The sequence below is a fragment of the Pollutimonas subterranea genome (genome assembly GCF_002849655.1).
In the GTDB taxonomy this organism is placed as follows: Bacteria; Pseudomonadota; Gammaproteobacteria; order Burkholderiales; family Burkholderiaceae_B; genus Pollutimonas; species Pollutimonas subterranea.
Genome location: NZ_PDNW01000010.1, coordinates 102,028 through 118,183, shown reverse-complemented (window position 1 = coordinate 118,183; position 16,156 = coordinate 102,028). Strand labels below are relative to the sequence as shown.

Sequence of the window (16,156 nt, the reverse complement as noted above, 5' to 3'; positions counted from 1 at the left end):
AAATAGTTAGGGACTTTGGACAGCAGCGATAAATTGCCGGATTTTCTCGGGCGATTTCATGCCAGGCGCCGTCTCGACACCGCTGCTGACGTCAACGGCATAAGGCCGTACTTGTTGTATGGAATCAGCCACGGACTCCGGTGTCAAGCCTCCTGCCAGGATCAGGCTGCGGCTGTCGTCGGCCTCTTGTACCGCTTTCAATAACGATGTATCGAGCCTGCGGCCACTTCCGCCGTAGCCCTCGCTATAGCTGTCGAACAGCCAGGCGCTGGCCGATTGATATAGCCGGCACTGCTGCAGGACACCTTCCGGGCTGTCCAGGTCAGGCGCGCCGACGCGAAACGCGCGTATGTAGCGATGACCGAAGCCCTGGCAATAGTCGGTAGACTCGTCGCCGTGGAATTGCAGCAAGTCTGGCCGCACCTGCTCGATGGTTTCCAGGACCTCGCTTTTCGGAGCGTTGACGAACAGGCAAACGACCGACACGAACGCGGGAACCGCTGAACGCAATGCACGGGCCTGATCAACTGTGACCGCCCGCGAGCTTTTCGAATACATGACCAGGCCGATCGCGTCGGCGCCGGCCTGTACGGCCGAAAGAACGTCTTCAGTCCTTGTCAGGCCACATATTTTGATGCGAGTGCGCGCAGCCGCCAACATACTGAAATACTCCCTGATTACTGGAACGCGGCGCCAGGGTCGGGCGCCGTTTCAAAGCCGGAACCGGAATCGTAGGAATCGGATCCATAGGCGTCCTGGTTGCCGAAGTTGATGGTGGCCGGGTCCACCACCACGACGTCATCTTTATAGTGCGTGACCATGCCTGGAAAAAGCATGACGGCGACGACCATCGTAATCTGAATGCAAATGAACGGCACCGAACCCCAGTATATTTGACCGGTGGTCACCTTGGGAATGAGTTTGCCCGTAACGCGGTCATGATAGTCGTCTTTAGGGGCTACCGAACGCAGATAGAACAGGGCAAAGCCAAACGGCGGATGCATGAACGACGTTTGCATATTGACGGCAAGCAGCACACCAAACCAGATCAGGTCGATGCCCATTTTATCGGCGACGGGCCCCAGCAGCGGAACAATAATAAATGCAAGCTCAAAAAAGTCGAGGAAAAACGCCAGGAAGAACGTGAGAAGGCTCACAACGATAAGAAAGCCCCACTCGCCGCCAGGCAGGCCGATCAGCAAGTGCTCCACCCAGAGGTCGCCATTGACGCCCCGGAAACTCAAGGTGAACACCGTGGAACCGACCAGGATGAAAACCACGAAGCACGACAACTTGGTCGTGGTGTCCATGGCTTGCTTGAGCAACGCCCAGGTAAATCGGCCCCGGGAGACCGCCATGACCAATGCACCCACAGCGCCCATTGCACCGCCTTCAGTGGGCGTGGCGACGCCAATGAAAATAGTACCAAGCACCAGGAAAATCAGGAACAAGGGCGGGATCATTACAAAGGTGACACGCTCGGCAATCTCGGAAAGCAAGCCCAGACGAAGCACTTTGTTCACCAAGGCAATGATCAGTGCCGTAATGCCCCAGCCCACCAGGTAGATAACCACGCGCTCATCCACGGGCACCTGGGTGTGGTCGCTGAAGTAATACTGTGCCCCGAAATAGGACACGATGGAGGCAATGATGGTCAGGATGGCCAGTGAGCGCAGGCCACGACTGCCGTCAGCCTTGACATAGATACGCGCTTCTTCGGGCAGAGCGGGAGCCTTTGCCGGCGTGAGCAAAGACACGATCACGACATAAGCGATGTAGGAAAACGCAAGCAGCATCCCCGGAATCATGGCACCGCGATACATGTCGCCGATGGAGCGGCCCAGCTGATCTGCCAGGATGATCAGCACCAGCGAAGGCGGGATGATTTGCGACAGTGTGCCGGACGCCGCAATGACGCCAGTGGCCAGTCGCCGGTCATAGCCATAGCGCAACATGATGGGCAGCGAAATGAGCCCCATCGAGATGACGGATGCGGAAACCACGCCGGTGGTGGCGGCAAGCATGGCGCCTACCAGCACGACCGCAATGGCGAGCCCGCCACGTATGGGCCCGAATAATTGCCCAACGGTTTCAAGAAGGTCCTCCGCCATGCCGGACCGCTCAAGGATCAGGCCCATGAGCGTAAAGAACGGAACGGCCAGCAAGGTGTCGTTGGCGACAATGCCAAACACCCGTTGGGGCAAAGCCTGGAACAAGGCAGGCTGCATCAAGCCAAGATCGATGGCCACGAGTCCATAAAGAATGCCGTTGGCAGCCAGGGAAAACGCAACGGGAAAACCTAACAATAGGAACACGATCAAGTTGATGAACATGATCGGGGCCAGGTTATCGACAAAAAACTCCATGATTAACGGCCTTTTCCGGTTGCTATGTTTTGCTCTGCTGCGGTGGCAGCTTCTTCGTCGGCGAGCCGTCGAATTTCATCGGCCAGTTCTTCTTCCGCGCTTTTCCCCCTGGGTCGGGCGGTAGGATCGGGACAAATCCCCATCAGGAAGCCGATGCATTTAATCAAGTGTGAGAGGCCCGCAAGTATCAACAAGCCGAAGCCTATCGGTATTAGCAGCTTTGCCGGCCAACGGATCAGGCCGCCGGTATTGGACGACAGCTCGTGCAGGACGAGGGATTCGTAGAAAAACGGCAGGGACAGCCAGAAAATGAGAATACAAGCGGGGAACAGGAAAAAAATCACCCCGAAAATCTCGATCATGATCTGTGTACGCTTGGAGAGCTTCTGAGAAATCACATCGACGCGCACATGTTCGTTACGCAAGAATGTATATCCTGCTGCCAGCAGGAAAATCGCGCCAAACAGATACCATTGCAGCTCGAGCCACGCGTTGGAGCTAACGTTGAAGACCTTGCGTATGACCGCGTTTGTGGCGCTGACCAGTACGACAACGAGGGTCAGCCAGATTACGGCCTGTCCCACCTTCACGTTTATCGTGTCAATTAACTTGGATAAAGTTAGAAAGAATTTCATGAGATCAACTCGGGAGATAATGCAACGCGCTGGCGCCGGTCCGCAAGGCGAAAAGCCAACAAGTATAGACTATGTTGCTAAAAGAAACGGGATGGATTTTAGACGATCCGACCGGTTTCCGATGTCGGTATATGCCCAGGGTCAGTAGCGCGGCAAACTGAAACCGAGATGTGAAAACAACGCCGCGCGTTCGCATGAATCCGGCAGGCCGAACTCATGCGGATAGTCTACTTTGGCGAGGTAAAGGCCGTCGGGGGAGAAAGTCGGAGCGGCTAGGCGCCGATCCCGCTGCCTGAGCAGCTCGGCCATCCATGAAGGTTCTTTTTTGCCTTGTCCTACATACAGCAGCGCACCCATGAGGTTACGCACCATGTGATGCAGGAACGCATTCGCCTTGAACGTGAACAGGAAAAAATCGCCATGCTGTTCTATTTCCAATGCCTGCAACGTTCTGATTGGACTTGCGGCCTGGCATTGGGACGAACGAAAACAGCTGAAGTCATGCTCACCCATAAGCCAATGGGCGGCTTCGCGCATGCGGGCAAGGTCGAGGGTGTGATATACCCAGCCGGCACGACCGTGCAGCATAGGCGATCGTACGCGCGCATTACGCACGACATAAAGATAGGTTCGGGATGCGGCGGAAAACCGGGCATGAAAACTATCGGGCACCGCTTGCGCCCACTGTACGGCAATACTGTCGGGGAGCAAGGCGTTAAGTCCGCGCACCCACGATTCCATACGTCGCTGGACGCCGGTGTCGATATGAACCACCTGCCCCAGTCCATGCACGCCCGTATCGGTACGGCCCGCGCAAATCGTACCGACCGCTACCGCCAGAAAATCGTGCAGTGCGGCCTCAAGGCGGTCTTGCACTGTACGACCGCTGGGTTGCGTTTGCCAACCTTGCCAGAATGAACCGTCGTAGGCGACGCCAAGAGCCATGCGCGGCATAGTGCCTAGCGCCTGCGCGTCGATGAATCATCCGGTGTGGAGTGCTCCAGGTCCAGATTGATCTGGTCCAGCTTTTCCTTGACCATCGCTTCTGTTACGAGGCCTGGGTGGTCGTCGTCGTGCGACGCATTCGCCCGACGCAGTATCCAGGCGATGATAAGCACCAGCAATGCCAGCAGGCCAGTAATGACGCCCAGCATATGTTCTTGTATCCACGACACGGTTTGTTCTGCCTTGCTTGAAATGGGTTCTGTCACGCCATCCGGTCCGTTGGCGCCGGATGGGGACGATAGAGTTCCAGTAGTGTTATTACTGGAATTACTGGAGTTATTGGAATTGCTGGTAGTGCCGTTGGCGTTGTTGGTGGTGCCGTTGGCGTTGTTCGTGGCCTGAGAGCCGGATGGTGTTGTCGTTGCTGTCGTTGTTCCGGCAGTACCCGGCCCTGCATTTCCGTTGGACGGTGTGCCCGCCCCGCCGACGTCAGCGCCGCCGCCTGCACGGGCACCCGAGCCTTGGCCCTGGCCCATGCCTGCACCTTGGTCAGGCGTCGCGCCCATGCCCTGAGTGGTGCCGGAGCCTGTACCCGGGCCGGAACTGGTGCCCTGGCCCGTGTTGGCCTGGTCATCCGCTGGCGCACCGTTAGCGGATGTAGCGCCTGCGGAATCACTGGTGGAAGCGCGCGTCTGGTTCGAGCCGGCGTCAGCTGTGCTGCCTGGCGCGTTGCCGGCCGTAGCGGCGGCAACGGAATCGCCAACCTTATTGGCGTCGCCACGGCGGGCGTTGCCCATGGCATTGGCGCCACCAGTTACGCTGCCATTCGTTCCAGGGCTGGTGCTTGCATTCGAACTCGCGCCTGAATTGGCGCTCGCGCCCGTGCCTGTGCTAACCCCGGCTCCGGCCACGCTACTATCAGCGCCCGCACGTGTATTGCCACTACTGGATCCACTGCCGGTACGAGTACTGTCCCCAGTGCCCGAGACATTGCCGGCGAGGCCGGGCAACGTTATACCCAGCCCCTTGGCGCCATCGGCGAGCAAGCCTGTGGCGGCCTCGCCCTGGGCCTGCAATGCCTGGTTCAAATCTTTGACGTTGCGCTCGAGCTGTGACACGCGCGCTTCGGAGTCTTCAATGCCCTTTTGCGTGGCGAGACGATCATCGGCACGTACGTCGGCCGACGATTGCGCCCCAGCGGCTCCGTTGCCCGCCGCAGCGCCGCCCTGCCCATTGGTCCGGGCGCTATTGCCGCCGGATGCACCGCCCGCAGCCGCCGAAGGAGCCGGGCTTCCGGATAGACGCAACTGATCGCGCTGTCCCTGTTCGGGTTGAGCTTCATCGGGCGTGCTCGCCGCAGACACGACACCTTTGGCAGCACTGCCTTCCTGCCCGACAACAGCGGCCTGCCCTGCCAGGCGCTGGCGATACAAGGCAAAAGCTTGTGCCTGCTTATGGAAAATTCGTCGTGCCTCGCGGCCGGAAATGGCGGTAAGTTGCGCCATACCCGGCATGGAAAGCGTGGAGCCGGCCTTGACCAGGTTCAGGTTGTTTTCAATGAAGGCCTTGGGATTTTCCCGTTGCAGCGCAATCATCATTTGGTAAACCGTGACGCCTGGCACGGCATGGCGTTGCGCGATGTCGAACATGGTATCGCCCTGCCGCACGCGGATGGAACGGGACACGCCCGCTTTCGCCATGGTGCTGGAGTGGGTCAGCAGACTGACCTGATACCGTTGCTGGCCCGACGCGGTACGGATGTCGAGCAGAAGATCGGCTACCGGTTTATCGAATGCCTGGGTGGAACGTACCTGTATGACTTTGCTGCCGGGGGTAAGGCCGTCGGCAAGCCGCGTTTGGAGCGTGCCAAGGTCGACCGGAGGAGTCAAGCCGGACTGTACCCATGCCGCTGCGGGCGCGGGACTGACCTGAATGGACCGCAAGTCGTCGGCGCTGAGCTGCTTGACCGGCACGTCGATGCGTAGCGGCTGCCCCAGCTTCGATGTGATCCGTGAATGCCCAAAGCCCGCCGCGTATGCCGTTGAGCACATCAGCAATGTCGCCGCCAAAGCTCCGATCAGGAGCCTGGGAGCCAACACTACAGGAGCAGACGAAGACACGCGACGGGACATATGCATTTTTATAGTTCACCCAGAGTAATTCGCAACATGCGGCGCAGGGGTTCGGCCGCCCCCCATAATAGCTGATCTCCTACGGTAAAAGCGCTTAGATACTCTGGTCCCATTGACATTTTGCGCAAGCGGCCCACGGGAATATCCAAGGTGCCGGTAACAGCGACGGGAGTCAGCTGTTGCATGGTGATATCGCGTTCGTTGGGAATGACCTTGGCCCATTCCGATCCTTCGCGCAGCATGTCGGAAATTTCGTCCAGCGGCACGTCGCGCTTGAGCTTGATCGTCAGGGCCTGGCTATGGCAACGCATCGCGCCTATCCGCACACATAGACCGTCGATAGGCGTAGGCGCCGTGCCGAACGCTGCACCGCGGCCAAGAATCTTGTTGGTCTCGGCCTCGGCCTTCCACTCTTCGCGCGACATGCCGTTGCCGAGGTCCTTGTCGATCCAGGGAATCAGGTTTCCGCCCAGCGGGACGCCGAAATGTTCGCGCGGCAGATTGGGATCTTGCTGCATATTCAGTACACCGCGATCGATGTCGAGAATCGCCGAAGCAGGGTCATCGAGCTGCAGCTTGACCGCTGCGTTCAGCGCACCGAACTGGGTGAGAAGTTCGCGCATATGCTGGGCGCCGCCTCCCGATGCCGCCTGATAGGTCATGCTGCTCATCCACTCGATGAGATCATTATTGAAAAGGCCGGACAAACCCATGAGCATGCAGCTGACCGTGCAGTTTCCGCCGACGAAATTCTTTACGCCGCGTTCCAAGGCCGCATCGATAACCGGGCGATTGACCGGGTCGAGCACAATGATTGCGTCATCGGCCATGCGCAAGGTGCTGGCCGCGTCTATCCAGACCCCGGGCCATCCGGCGGCACGCAGCTTGGGATATACGGCGGAGGTGTAATCGCCGCCCTGGGCGGTGAGAATAATGGGCAGTTTCTTCAGCGCGTCGATGTCGTAGGCATCTTGCAGCGGGCCCGCACCCTCGGCCCATGCGGGAGCCGCCCCACCGGCGTTGCTGGTCGAGAAAAACACGGGTTCGAACAGGGAAAAATCATTTTCGTCGCGCATGCGTTGCATGAGGACCGAACCCACCATGCCACGCCAGCCGACCAATCCAACTACTTGGTTCATGTTGCTGTCACTTTAAAAATAGAAATCAATTGAATACTGGCTACTACTAGTTTAATGCCTTGAGAACCGCGTCGCCCATTTGCGAGGTCGAAACCTTGGTCGTTCCGCTTTCATGGATGTCGGCCGTACGCAAGCCCTGCTCGAGCACAGCCTGCACAGCGGACTCGATGCGTGCTGCTTGCCCAGCTTCGTTCAATGAGTAGCGCAACAGCATGGCAACCGACAATATCGTTGCCAGCGGATTGGCAATATTCTGTCCCGCAATGTCGGGGGCTGAACCGTGACTGGGCTCGTACAAGCCCTGATTGGACGAGTTCAGCGAAGCCGAAGGCAGCATGCCGATAGAACCGGTGAGCATTGCGGCTTCATCGGAAAGGATATCGCCAAACAGGTTGCCGGTGACAATGACGTCGAACGCCTTCGGCGCACGAACGAGCTGCATTGCGGCGTTGTCCACATACATATGGGAAAGCTCGACATCGGGATATTCGGCGGCAACCGCGATCATGATGTCGCGCCAGAATTGCGACGTTTCGAGCACATTGGCCTTATCGACACTGCACAATTTCTTGGCGCGTTTTTGGGCTGCCTGGAAAGCCACGTGCGCAATGCGCCGCACTTCGGTTTCCGCGTAATGCATGGTATCGAAACCCTGGCGATCGCCCTTGTAAGGTCCATCTTCCACCTGCCGCACGCCGCGCGGTTGGCCGAAATAAATGTCGCCGGTAAGCTCGCGGACAATAAGAATATCCAGGCCCGATACTACTTCGGGCTTCAGCGACGACGCATTGGCCAATTGAGGATACAAGATGGCGGGACGCAAATTGGCAAACAAGCCCAGGGCCTTGCGCAGACCCAGTATGGCCTGCTCGGGCCGCAACTCGCGTGGCAAAGAGTCGTATTTCCAGTCGCCTACCGCGCCAAAAAGGATGGCTGCGGAATTCCTGGCCAAGTCTAGCGTGGCCGGCGGCAATGGATGCTCGTGGGCGTCGAAAGCGGCGCCTCCGACTGGCGCACTTTGCACGTCCAGGTCCAGGCCCAGCGCGGTTAAAACCCGAACGGCCTGCTCGGTGATTTCAGTACCGATTCCATCACCCGGCAAAACAGCAATCTTGTGACTCATTATTTTTTCCTAAACGAACTTGTTGGCTATACACAACAGAAAAGGGCTGCGTCCCCGCGGCCCTTTTCTTTTCTTGGCGGACTATGGCGACGCACTAAGCAATGGGATGCGCCTCGAGCCAGGGATGACGCGCCAGCCGTTCGGCCTCGAATGCGCGAATCGCGTCGGACTTTTGCAAGGTCAGCGCAATCTCATCCAGACCATTTATTAAACAATGCTTGCGAAACGGCTCGATGTCAAAGGCCAGTTCACGGTCATCCTGCGTAATGACGACCTGGCGTTGAAGATCGATACGCAGCTTGTAGCCCACGAACCCCTTCACCTCGTCGAACAGGCGCGCGACTTGCAGCTCGGGCAGAATAATGGGCAACAATCCGTTCTTGAAGCTGTTGTTGAAGAAGATATCGGCGTAAGACGGCGCAATAACGGCGCGGAATCCAAACTGCGCAAGCGCCCAGGGCGCGTGTTCGCGGCTGGATCCACAGCCGAAGTTCTTGCGCGCCAACAGGATGGAAGCCCCTTGGTATCGCGGCTGGTTCAACATGAAATCAGGGTTCAGTGGACGCTTGCTGTTGTCCATGCCCGGTTCGCCGTGATCCAGGTAACGCAGCTCATCGAACAGGTTCTCGCCAAAGCCGGTACGCTTGATGGACTTCAGAAACTGTTTGGGAATGATCAGATCAGTATCGACGTTTTCACGGTCGAGCGGCGCTACCAGGCCATGATGGGTCGTAAATGCTTGCATGATGGCTTCCTATCGAAAATTGCGTACGTCAACAAAATGACCGGCTATGGCCGCGGCTGCCGCCATGGCTGGGCTGACCAGATGGGTACGCCCTCCCTGCCCCTGACGTCCCTCGAAATTGCGATTCGATGTCGACGCACAGCGCTCGCCGGGCTCCAGGCGATCAGCATTCATTGCCAGGCACATGGAACAGCCCGGCTCGCGCCATTCGAATCCGGCTTCCAGAAAGATTTTGTCCAGGCCTTCGCGCTCGGCCTGAAGCTTTACGAGACCGGAGCCGGGAACCACCATGGCCTGCTTGACCGAAGACGCCACCCGCTTGCCGCGCGCGACGCTTGCCGCGGCACGCAAATCTTCGATACGGGCATTGGTACAGGAGCCAATAAAGATGCGATCTACGGGAATATCGACCAACGGCGTATTGGGTTTCAGACCCATGTATTGCAGCGCGCGCTCCATGCCGCTACGCCGCACGTCGTCTTTTTCTTTGTCCGGGTCCGGCACTCGGCCATCCACCGACAACACCATTTCCGGCGAGGTACCCCACGTAACCTGCGGCATGACGTCGCGCGCATTGATTTCCACGACGCGGTCGAACTGAGCACCGTCATCGGTATGCAAAGTGCTCCAGTACTGGACAGCCTGGTCCCACAACACACCCGTAGGCGCATAAGGGCGACCACGGAAATAATCGATGGTCTTCTGGTCGACGGCGACCATACCGGAACGGGCGCCCGCTTCGATGGCCATATTGCAGACGGTCATGCGGCCCTCGACCGACAAGGACCGTATTGTGCTGCCGCCGAATTCGATGGCATAACCCGTACCGCCGGCGGTGCCAATCTTGCCGATGATGAAAAGAACCAGGTCTTTGGCCGTACAGCCGAAAGGGAGCTCGCCCTCGACCTTGATCAACATGCTCTTGTTTTTCTTCATGAGCAGTGTTTGCGTGGCCAGCACGTGTTCGACTTCCGAGGTGCCGATTCCGAATGCCAACGTGCCCAGGGCGCCATGGGTGCTGGTGTGGGAATCGCCGCAGACCACTGTCATGCCTGGCAAGGTCGCACCCTGCTCCGGCCCGATGATGTGCACGATGCCCTGGCGCGTATCGTTCATGCGAAACTCGGTGATACCGTACTTTTCGCAGTTTTGGTCCAGCGTATCGACCTGCAGACGCGAGATGGGATCAGTGATCCCTTCGGCGCGTGCTGTCGTTGGAACGTTGTGGTCGGCCACCGCCAGGTTGGCGCTGATGCGCCACGGCTTTCTACCGGCCAGCCCCAGTCCCTCAAAGGCCTGGGGGCTGGTGACTTCGTGGACCAGGTGGCGGTCGATATACAGTAAACAGGTACCGTCGGACTCTTGATGCACTACGTGCGCATTCCAGAGCTTGTCGTACAAAGTTTGTGCCATGGCATTGCTCTTTGAGTAGGAAAAAAGGAATTATTTCTAATTATGCCAGCCCCATAACCTGGTACAAGACTAGTACGTATACTGGTACAGGCAGTGCCACCTTCGTGCCTAGCCAAATTGTCCAGTTGGTCGCCTTATATAGGCCCAGGTGACTGCCTTTGGCCTTGCGTCACCAGATTTTCCAGGACATCGCGAAAGCGCCTTGCATTGCTTCCGGTCTGCTCGGCGGTGAAGCCGGACTTGTACAGCGCCGAGCCCAGGCCGAAGCCGTTGGCGCCCGCCTGCAGATAGGGCTGCATACTTTCCGGAACGATGCCTCCCACAGGAAGAAGACGAACCGCGGGCGACATAATCGCGCGCCACGCCTTGACCACCGCCGGGGTGATCTGTTCGGCAGGATAGAGCTTGAGCGCGTCGGCGCCGTTGCCCAGCGCGGCAAAGGCTTCGGTTGGCGTGGCAACGCCCGGAACACAAAGCATTCCAGACTCTTTTGCTTGCCGCAGCACAGCCGGGTCGCTATGCGGCATCAGTATCAGCTTGCCTCCTGCCTGAGCGACTGCGCGTACATCGCCGCCGGACATGACCGTACCCGCGCCGATGAGCAGGTCCGGAAATTTCCTGGCAAGAAGCTCAATACTTTCAAGTGGACGAGGCGAATTCAGTGGCACCTCTAGAATTTGAAAGCCGGCGCTCACCACTTCTTCGGCGATGCCAACCACTTCTTCCGGCGTGATGCCGCGAAAGATGGCGATGAGCGGGAACTTGTCCAGAAAAGGTTCGATGCGCATGGCTTCCAACGGTTCAAGATTGCTTGTTCTATTTTAAAACGCCGATCAATCTGCGCTCGCGCGCCATGGCGTACATGCCTCGAAAACTGGCTTGTGCACTACATGCCGAACTGTCGACACCAAAAACCGACAACGCCGCCTGATAGCGTACAAATAAGGCCGCATTGCAGATGAGATGCACGTGTCCGGACGCCGGACTACCGGTCAATGCCAATGCCTCGCGCACTTCCTCGCCGATCAGCAGGCCGGACAGGTAATCGGACTGCTGGTCGCCCGGCAACTTGCCGAGCAAGCCCTGGGACCGGACCGAGAACAATCGATGCAGCAACGCGCCTTCCGCCGCCAAGGCACAGGCTTTCGTGAAAACGACACGGCCCTCTTCCCAAGGGGTCGTGTCGTGATCAGGCATCAAGCGGGACAAAATCGACTGCCACCTTAGCAAGGCAAATACCTCGCCGGTCATATAAGTATGGAAGCTGACTATCCTGCGATTCTCGACCCGCACCCACTTGCTGTGCGTGCCGGGTAAAACGAAAAGGCCGTCGTCGAGGCCCAGGGCATCCAGGGCACCGAATACCTGGACCTCTTCGCCACGCATGACATCCGGTACTCCGTCGGCATGCTGCGCAGACAGGCCCGGCACCAGTCCCAGCGTCAGCCCATGTTCGTCGAGCGACACCAAGCCTTCGCCCAACTCTGTAAAACCGGCCGGGCATGCAATATAAGGTGCCTCGCGCCAACCCTGGCGGCTGCCTATCATACCGGCGGCCAGCACGACACTATCCGGGTGGTCCGCCAGCCAAGGGCCGGCCACGTGGTCGAATACCGCGCGAAATCCGCGGCCGGCCGCTGCTGACAGAATGCCGTCATCGCTGCTGACTTCATCGAGCACAGCGCCGTCCGCCGCCATCAAGGCGGCGCGCAGCGATGAGGTTCCCCAATCCAGTGCGATCAGATAGGACGCTGTACGCATGTCAGAGCGGCGAGCTTAACCTTGCGCCTATTTGCCGCCCGCTTGTTGATACAAAGGCATTACTTTATTGGCGGCCTCGGTGAGGTCGCTCGAACGGCTGGCCGCCGAGGGGTGGGTAGACAGGAATTCCGGCGGCGAACTGCCGGCGCTCAGCGATCCCATCTTCTGCCATAAGGTGACCGCGGCGCGCGGATCGTAGCCCGCACGCGCGGCCAATTCGACGCCAATACGGTCGGCTTCGGTTTCATGCGTACGACTATTGGGCAGGGTGAACATCACCTCGCTAAGCGCGCTGCCCAGGTCGGCGGCTCCGCCTACGCCGGTTACGGCCGACAGCACCGACAAGCCTACGCTGGTCGCCATTTTTTGGGACACCTGCTCACGCGAATGTTCGCGCAGGGCGTGAGCCATCTCGTGTCCAATGACGGCCGCGAGCTCAGCGTCGGTTGGCTTGATCTTGTTGATTAGACCCGTGTACACGGCAATCTTTCCACCGGGCATGCACCAGGCATTAACTTCGTCGGAGCTCAATACGTGAGTCTCCCATTTCCAATTGGTGGCATCCGGGCGGAAACTACCAACGTGCTGGATCAGTTTCTGGGTGATGGCCTGGACGCGTCGGGTTTGCGCCGCGTCGACATCCAGCGCGCCCTGGGCCTTGGCTTGCCCTACCAGCGTTGCGTATTGTTGCGCCGCTTCCTGTTCGAGAGCCTGCTCGGAAACCATGCTGGACATATATTGCTTGCGTTCAACGCCTACCGAACCGCTGCCTGTCGTCTGGACGGTCGAGCAAGCGGCAAGCGCCGTAATGACGCAGGCAGCGCCCAGCCCGGACAGTACCCGGGAAATCGCAGTTTTCGTGTGCATGAAAGTTCCTTTCTGTTGTCACAAAATTGGTTAGCCGCACTGCGCGCGATGGCGCAATGCGTGGTCCATCAAGACGATGGCAAGCAACGCCTCGACGATAGGCGTGGCGCGTATGCCAACGCAAGGGTCATGGCGACCCAGGGTCTGTACCTGCACGGGCTCGCCCGCGCGATTTATCGATCGGCGCTCGACCCGTATGCTGGAAGTAGGTTTAATCGCCACGGAAACGGTAATAGCCTGACCCGATGAAATCCCCCCCAGCACGCCACCGGCGTGATTGCTGAGAAAACCCTCCGGCGTGATCTCGTCGCCATGTTCCGATCCGCGCTGCGTCACACAACCAAAGCCCGCTCCTATGGAAACGCCTTTCACGGCGTTCAGACCCATCATGGCATGGGCGATATCAGCGTCCAGGCGGTCGTACAAGGGCTCGCCCCACCCCGCCGGTGGGTTTTCGGCCACGACTTCAATGCGCGCACCGATGGAATCACCATCCCGGCGCAGCTGATCCATGTAGGCCTCGAGTTCCGGCACGACGTGCGCGTTCGGCGCGTAAAAGGGGTTATTGGGCACTTCGTCCCATGATTCAAACGGAATGGAGACGGGACCCAATTGACTCATGTAGCCCCGTATCTTCACGCCATAGGTTTGCGCCAGCCATTTCTTTGCAATAGCGCCCGCGGCGACCGTGGGCGCCGTCAGGCGCGCCGACGACCGGCCGCCTCCACGCGGATCCCGCTCGCCGAATTTTCGGTCGTAGGTGTAGTCGGCATGACCGGGACGGAAGGTGTCCGTGATGTTGCTGTAGTCTTTGCTGCGCGCATCGGTATTGCGTATCAAGATTCCGATAGGCGTGCCGGTGCTTACGCCCTGATAAACGCCCGAAAGGATTTCGACCTGGTCGGCTTCCTGGCGCTGGGTGACATGGCGCGAGGTGCCGGGACGGCGTCGGTCGAGCTCGAGCTGGAGATCGGCTTCGGTCAGGGCAAGCCCGGGGGGACAGCCGTCGATGACGGCACCGATGGCGGGGCCATGCGATTCGCCAAAATTAGTGACGCAGAAAAGCTTACCTAGAGTATTACCGGACATAGTCGATTTTTATGATTCAAGACGGTGAAAACAAGCAAGACGGACGAATCGTCCGGCAAGCATCATGAAGAACAACTGACTTCGAGCTGGCACGCCCATTCTGGCGGCTTTGCCGCATAGGCTTCATAGCCGGCCTGCTCGGTATAAGGATCGCGCAATAGCTTGAGCAGTGTTTCGATCTCGCTTGCATCGCCCTTTTTCGCCGCCTGTATGGCGCCTTCTGCCAGGTGATTGCGCAATACATAGACGGGATTCGCGCTGTTCATCAGCGCAACACGCTCCTGGTCGGGAAGGGATTGATTCGACAGCCGCGCCACATATCGATCCAGCCAGGCCTGAGCCGCCGCCGTATCCTCGAACCCGGCGACAAAGGCCTGTTTGTCCTTGGGCGCGCCGGCCAGGCCGCGAAAGCTCAGGGTGAAATCCGCGTGCTGGCCATGCAACAAGGCCCACCAATCGTCGACCAATTCTTCGTCGGCCGGCTCCCACTGGATCAGGCCCAGCTTCTTGCACATATCGCCGCGATAAGCCTGGAGGAAGGCCAGCTCAAAATGCGCCAGCTGCGCCTTGAGTGATTCGGCATCCACGCCGAGGGACAGCAAGCTGCTCGCCAGGCGATACAAATTCCAGTGAGCCACCGAGGGCTGGGCGTTCCAGGCGTAACGGCCCTGCTCGTCGCTGTGGTTGCAGATGTGATTGGCCTGGAAACCATCCATGAAACCGTAAGGACCGTAATCAATGGTCAGGCCCAGAATGGACATATTGTCGGTATTCATGACGCCATGGCAAAAACCCACGGTTTGCCAATGCGCCACAAGCTGGGCCGTCTTTACCACGACAGCCTGCAGGAACCGCAGTACGGCACCATGTTCCCCGCCCGGCTCGCCGGCGTCCGCATTCCTGCACTCAGGGTAATGGCGGTCGATCACGTAGTCCAGCAAGACACGCAGCTTTTCGGGCGAAGAAGCCCAGTGTTCGAATGAGCCGAATCGTACAAAACTGGGGGACACGCGGGTGACAATGGCAGCGGTTTCGACCGTTTCGCGATAAACCGGATCATCCGACACGACCAGTGCCAAAGCGCGCGTAGTGGGTATGCCCAGGCCGACCATGGCTTCGCCGGCCAAGTACTCGCGTACGGACGAGCGCAGTACGGCCCGGCCATCGCCCATGCGCGAATAAGGCGTGCGTCCGGATCCTTTCAGCTGCAGCTCCCAGGGCCCGGACGGGCTTATGACTTCGCCCAACAAGTGCGCGCGGCCGTCGCCCAATTGACCGGCCCAGACACCGAATTGGTGTCCGCTATATACGGCGGCAAGCGTTTGGCCGCCTGGCAAAGGTGCCGACCCGGCGACCACGTCGAGGAACTCCGGGGTTTCCAGGGCAGCCGGGGACAATCCCAGCATACGCGCCACATCGACGTTGGCATGCAACAAGCGCGGGTTGCGCAAGGCTTGCGGTTGCAGCCGCGTATAGAACGCCGCGGGCAACTGCGCAAAGGAATTTTCCACCTGCAGCTGTTTAATGGAATCAATCATGGTATGTCCTTAGGCTGTATGTGAGGCCTTCTTCTTTGAGGCTTGTTTGGCGGGCCTGAGGTAGAAGATAGCGCACAAATAGAACACCAGCGAGAACAGTATTTCGAAACCCGCCATGAGCGCCGACATGGGAGAGGGATCGGACCATGCCCGCACCACCCCTTCCATGAAATAGAGCAAAACGAGCATCGCAGCCCATTGCAGCGTGTACAAGCGTCCTTTCAGTACGCCCGGCAGGGGCAGCAGCAAGGGCAGCACTTTCAATGCCAGCAAGGAACCACCGGGCCGCAAAGGAGCGAGGTACATTTCCCACAGCAGGCATAAAACGATGAGCGCAATGAGCGACGCCGACGCGCCATAGCGTAAAACAGGGTTAAGTTGCTTATTCATGCTGGTATTATGA

15 protein-coding genes are annotated in these 16,156 nt (G+C 58.8%); all 15 read right to left on the bottom strand.

From position 1 onward, the window contains the following. Positions 1-6: 6 nt before the first annotated feature. Positions 7-660 carry a phosphoribosylanthranilate isomerase gene (locus CR159_RS12945; protein ID WP_102074377.1) on the bottom strand — a complete coding sequence of 218 codons (654 nt, stop codon included), beginning with the start codon at positions 658-660 and terminating at the stop codon, positions 7-9. A 17-nt stretch (positions 661-677) separates the two neighbouring features. Then, a complete protein-coding gene (locus tag CR159_RS12940) occupies positions 678-2,366 on the bottom strand; it encodes a TRAP transporter large permease (RefSeq protein WP_102074376.1) in 1,689 nt (562 codons plus the stop codon). 2 nt (positions 2,367-2,368) lie between these two features. Further along, a complete protein-coding gene (locus tag CR159_RS12935) occupies positions 2,369-3,001 on the bottom strand; it encodes a TRAP transporter small permease subunit (RefSeq protein WP_102074375.1) in 633 nt (210 codons plus the stop codon). 141 nt (positions 3,002-3,142) lie between these two features. Then, complete coding sequence (gene truA / locus CR159_RS12930) at positions 3,143-3,955, bottom strand: tRNA pseudouridine(38-40) synthase TruA (RefSeq protein WP_102074374.1); 813 nt, start codon at positions 3,953-3,955, stop codon at positions 3,143-3,145. Between the two features lie 5 nt (positions 3,956-3,960). Next, positions 3,961-6,084 (bottom strand): FimV/HubP family polar landmark protein, encoded by a 2,124-nt coding sequence (locus CR159_RS12925; RefSeq protein WP_102074373.1) that lies wholly within the window; start codon positions 6,082-6,084, stop codon positions 3,961-3,963. A 2-nt stretch (positions 6,085-6,086) separates the two neighbouring features. Continuing rightward, positions 6,087-7,217, bottom strand: a complete 1,131-nt coding sequence (gene asd / locus CR159_RS12920) for an aspartate-semialdehyde dehydrogenase (RefSeq protein WP_102074372.1) — start codon at positions 7,215-7,217, stop codon at positions 6,087-6,089. A gap of 46 nt (positions 7,218-7,263) precedes the next feature. Further along, a complete protein-coding gene (gene leuB / locus CR159_RS12915; RefSeq protein WP_102074371.1) occupies positions 7,264-8,340 on the bottom strand; it encodes a 3-isopropylmalate dehydrogenase in 1,077 nt (358 codons plus the stop codon). A 94-nt stretch (positions 8,341-8,434) separates the two neighbouring features. After that, the gene (gene leuD, locus CR159_RS12910) at positions 8,435-9,085 is read right to left on the bottom strand and encodes a 3-isopropylmalate dehydratase small subunit (RefSeq protein ID WP_102074370.1); all 651 of its coding nucleotides are present in this window, start codon (positions 9,083-9,085) and stop codon (positions 8,435-8,437) included. A 9-nt stretch (positions 9,086-9,094) separates the two neighbouring features. Continuing rightward, positions 9,095-10,498, bottom strand: coding sequence for a 3-isopropylmalate dehydratase large subunit (gene leuC, locus CR159_RS12905; RefSeq protein ID WP_102074369.1), 1,404 nt, complete (start codon positions 10,496-10,498; stop codon positions 9,095-9,097). 134 nt (positions 10,499-10,632) lie between these two features. Next, positions 10,633-11,286, bottom strand: a complete 654-nt coding sequence (locus CR159_RS12900; RefSeq protein WP_102074368.1) for a 2-dehydro-3-deoxy-6-phosphogalactonate aldolase — start codon at positions 11,284-11,286, stop codon at positions 10,633-10,635. A 28-nt stretch (positions 11,287-11,314) separates the two neighbouring features. Beyond that, complete coding sequence (locus tag CR159_RS12895; RefSeq protein ID WP_102074367.1) at positions 11,315-12,259, bottom strand: 2-dehydro-3-deoxygalactonokinase; 945 nt, start codon at positions 12,257-12,259, stop codon at positions 11,315-11,317. Between the two features lie 27 nt (positions 12,260-12,286). Continuing rightward, the gene (locus CR159_RS12890) at positions 12,287-13,126 is read right to left on the bottom strand and encodes a M48 family metallopeptidase (protein ID WP_102074366.1); all 840 of its coding nucleotides are present in this window, start codon (positions 13,124-13,126) and stop codon (positions 12,287-12,289) included. A 30-nt stretch (positions 13,127-13,156) separates the two neighbouring features. After that, positions 13,157-14,215, bottom strand: coding sequence for a chorismate synthase (gene aroC, locus CR159_RS12885; protein WP_102074365.1), 1,059 nt, complete (start codon positions 14,213-14,215; stop codon positions 13,157-13,159). A 62-nt stretch (positions 14,216-14,277) separates the two neighbouring features. Further along, on the bottom strand, positions 14,278-15,753 hold the full coding sequence (locus CR159_RS12880; RefSeq protein WP_102074364.1) for a protein adenylyltransferase SelO: 1,476 nt from the start codon (positions 15,751-15,753) through the stop codon (positions 14,278-14,280). Between the two features lie 9 nt (positions 15,754-15,762). Next, positions 15,763-16,143: a DUF2069 domain-containing protein gene (locus CR159_RS12875; RefSeq protein WP_102074363.1), complete on the bottom strand. Its 381-nt coding sequence runs from the start codon at positions 16,141-16,143 to the stop codon at positions 15,763-15,765. Positions 16,144-16,156 lie beyond the last annotated feature (13 nt).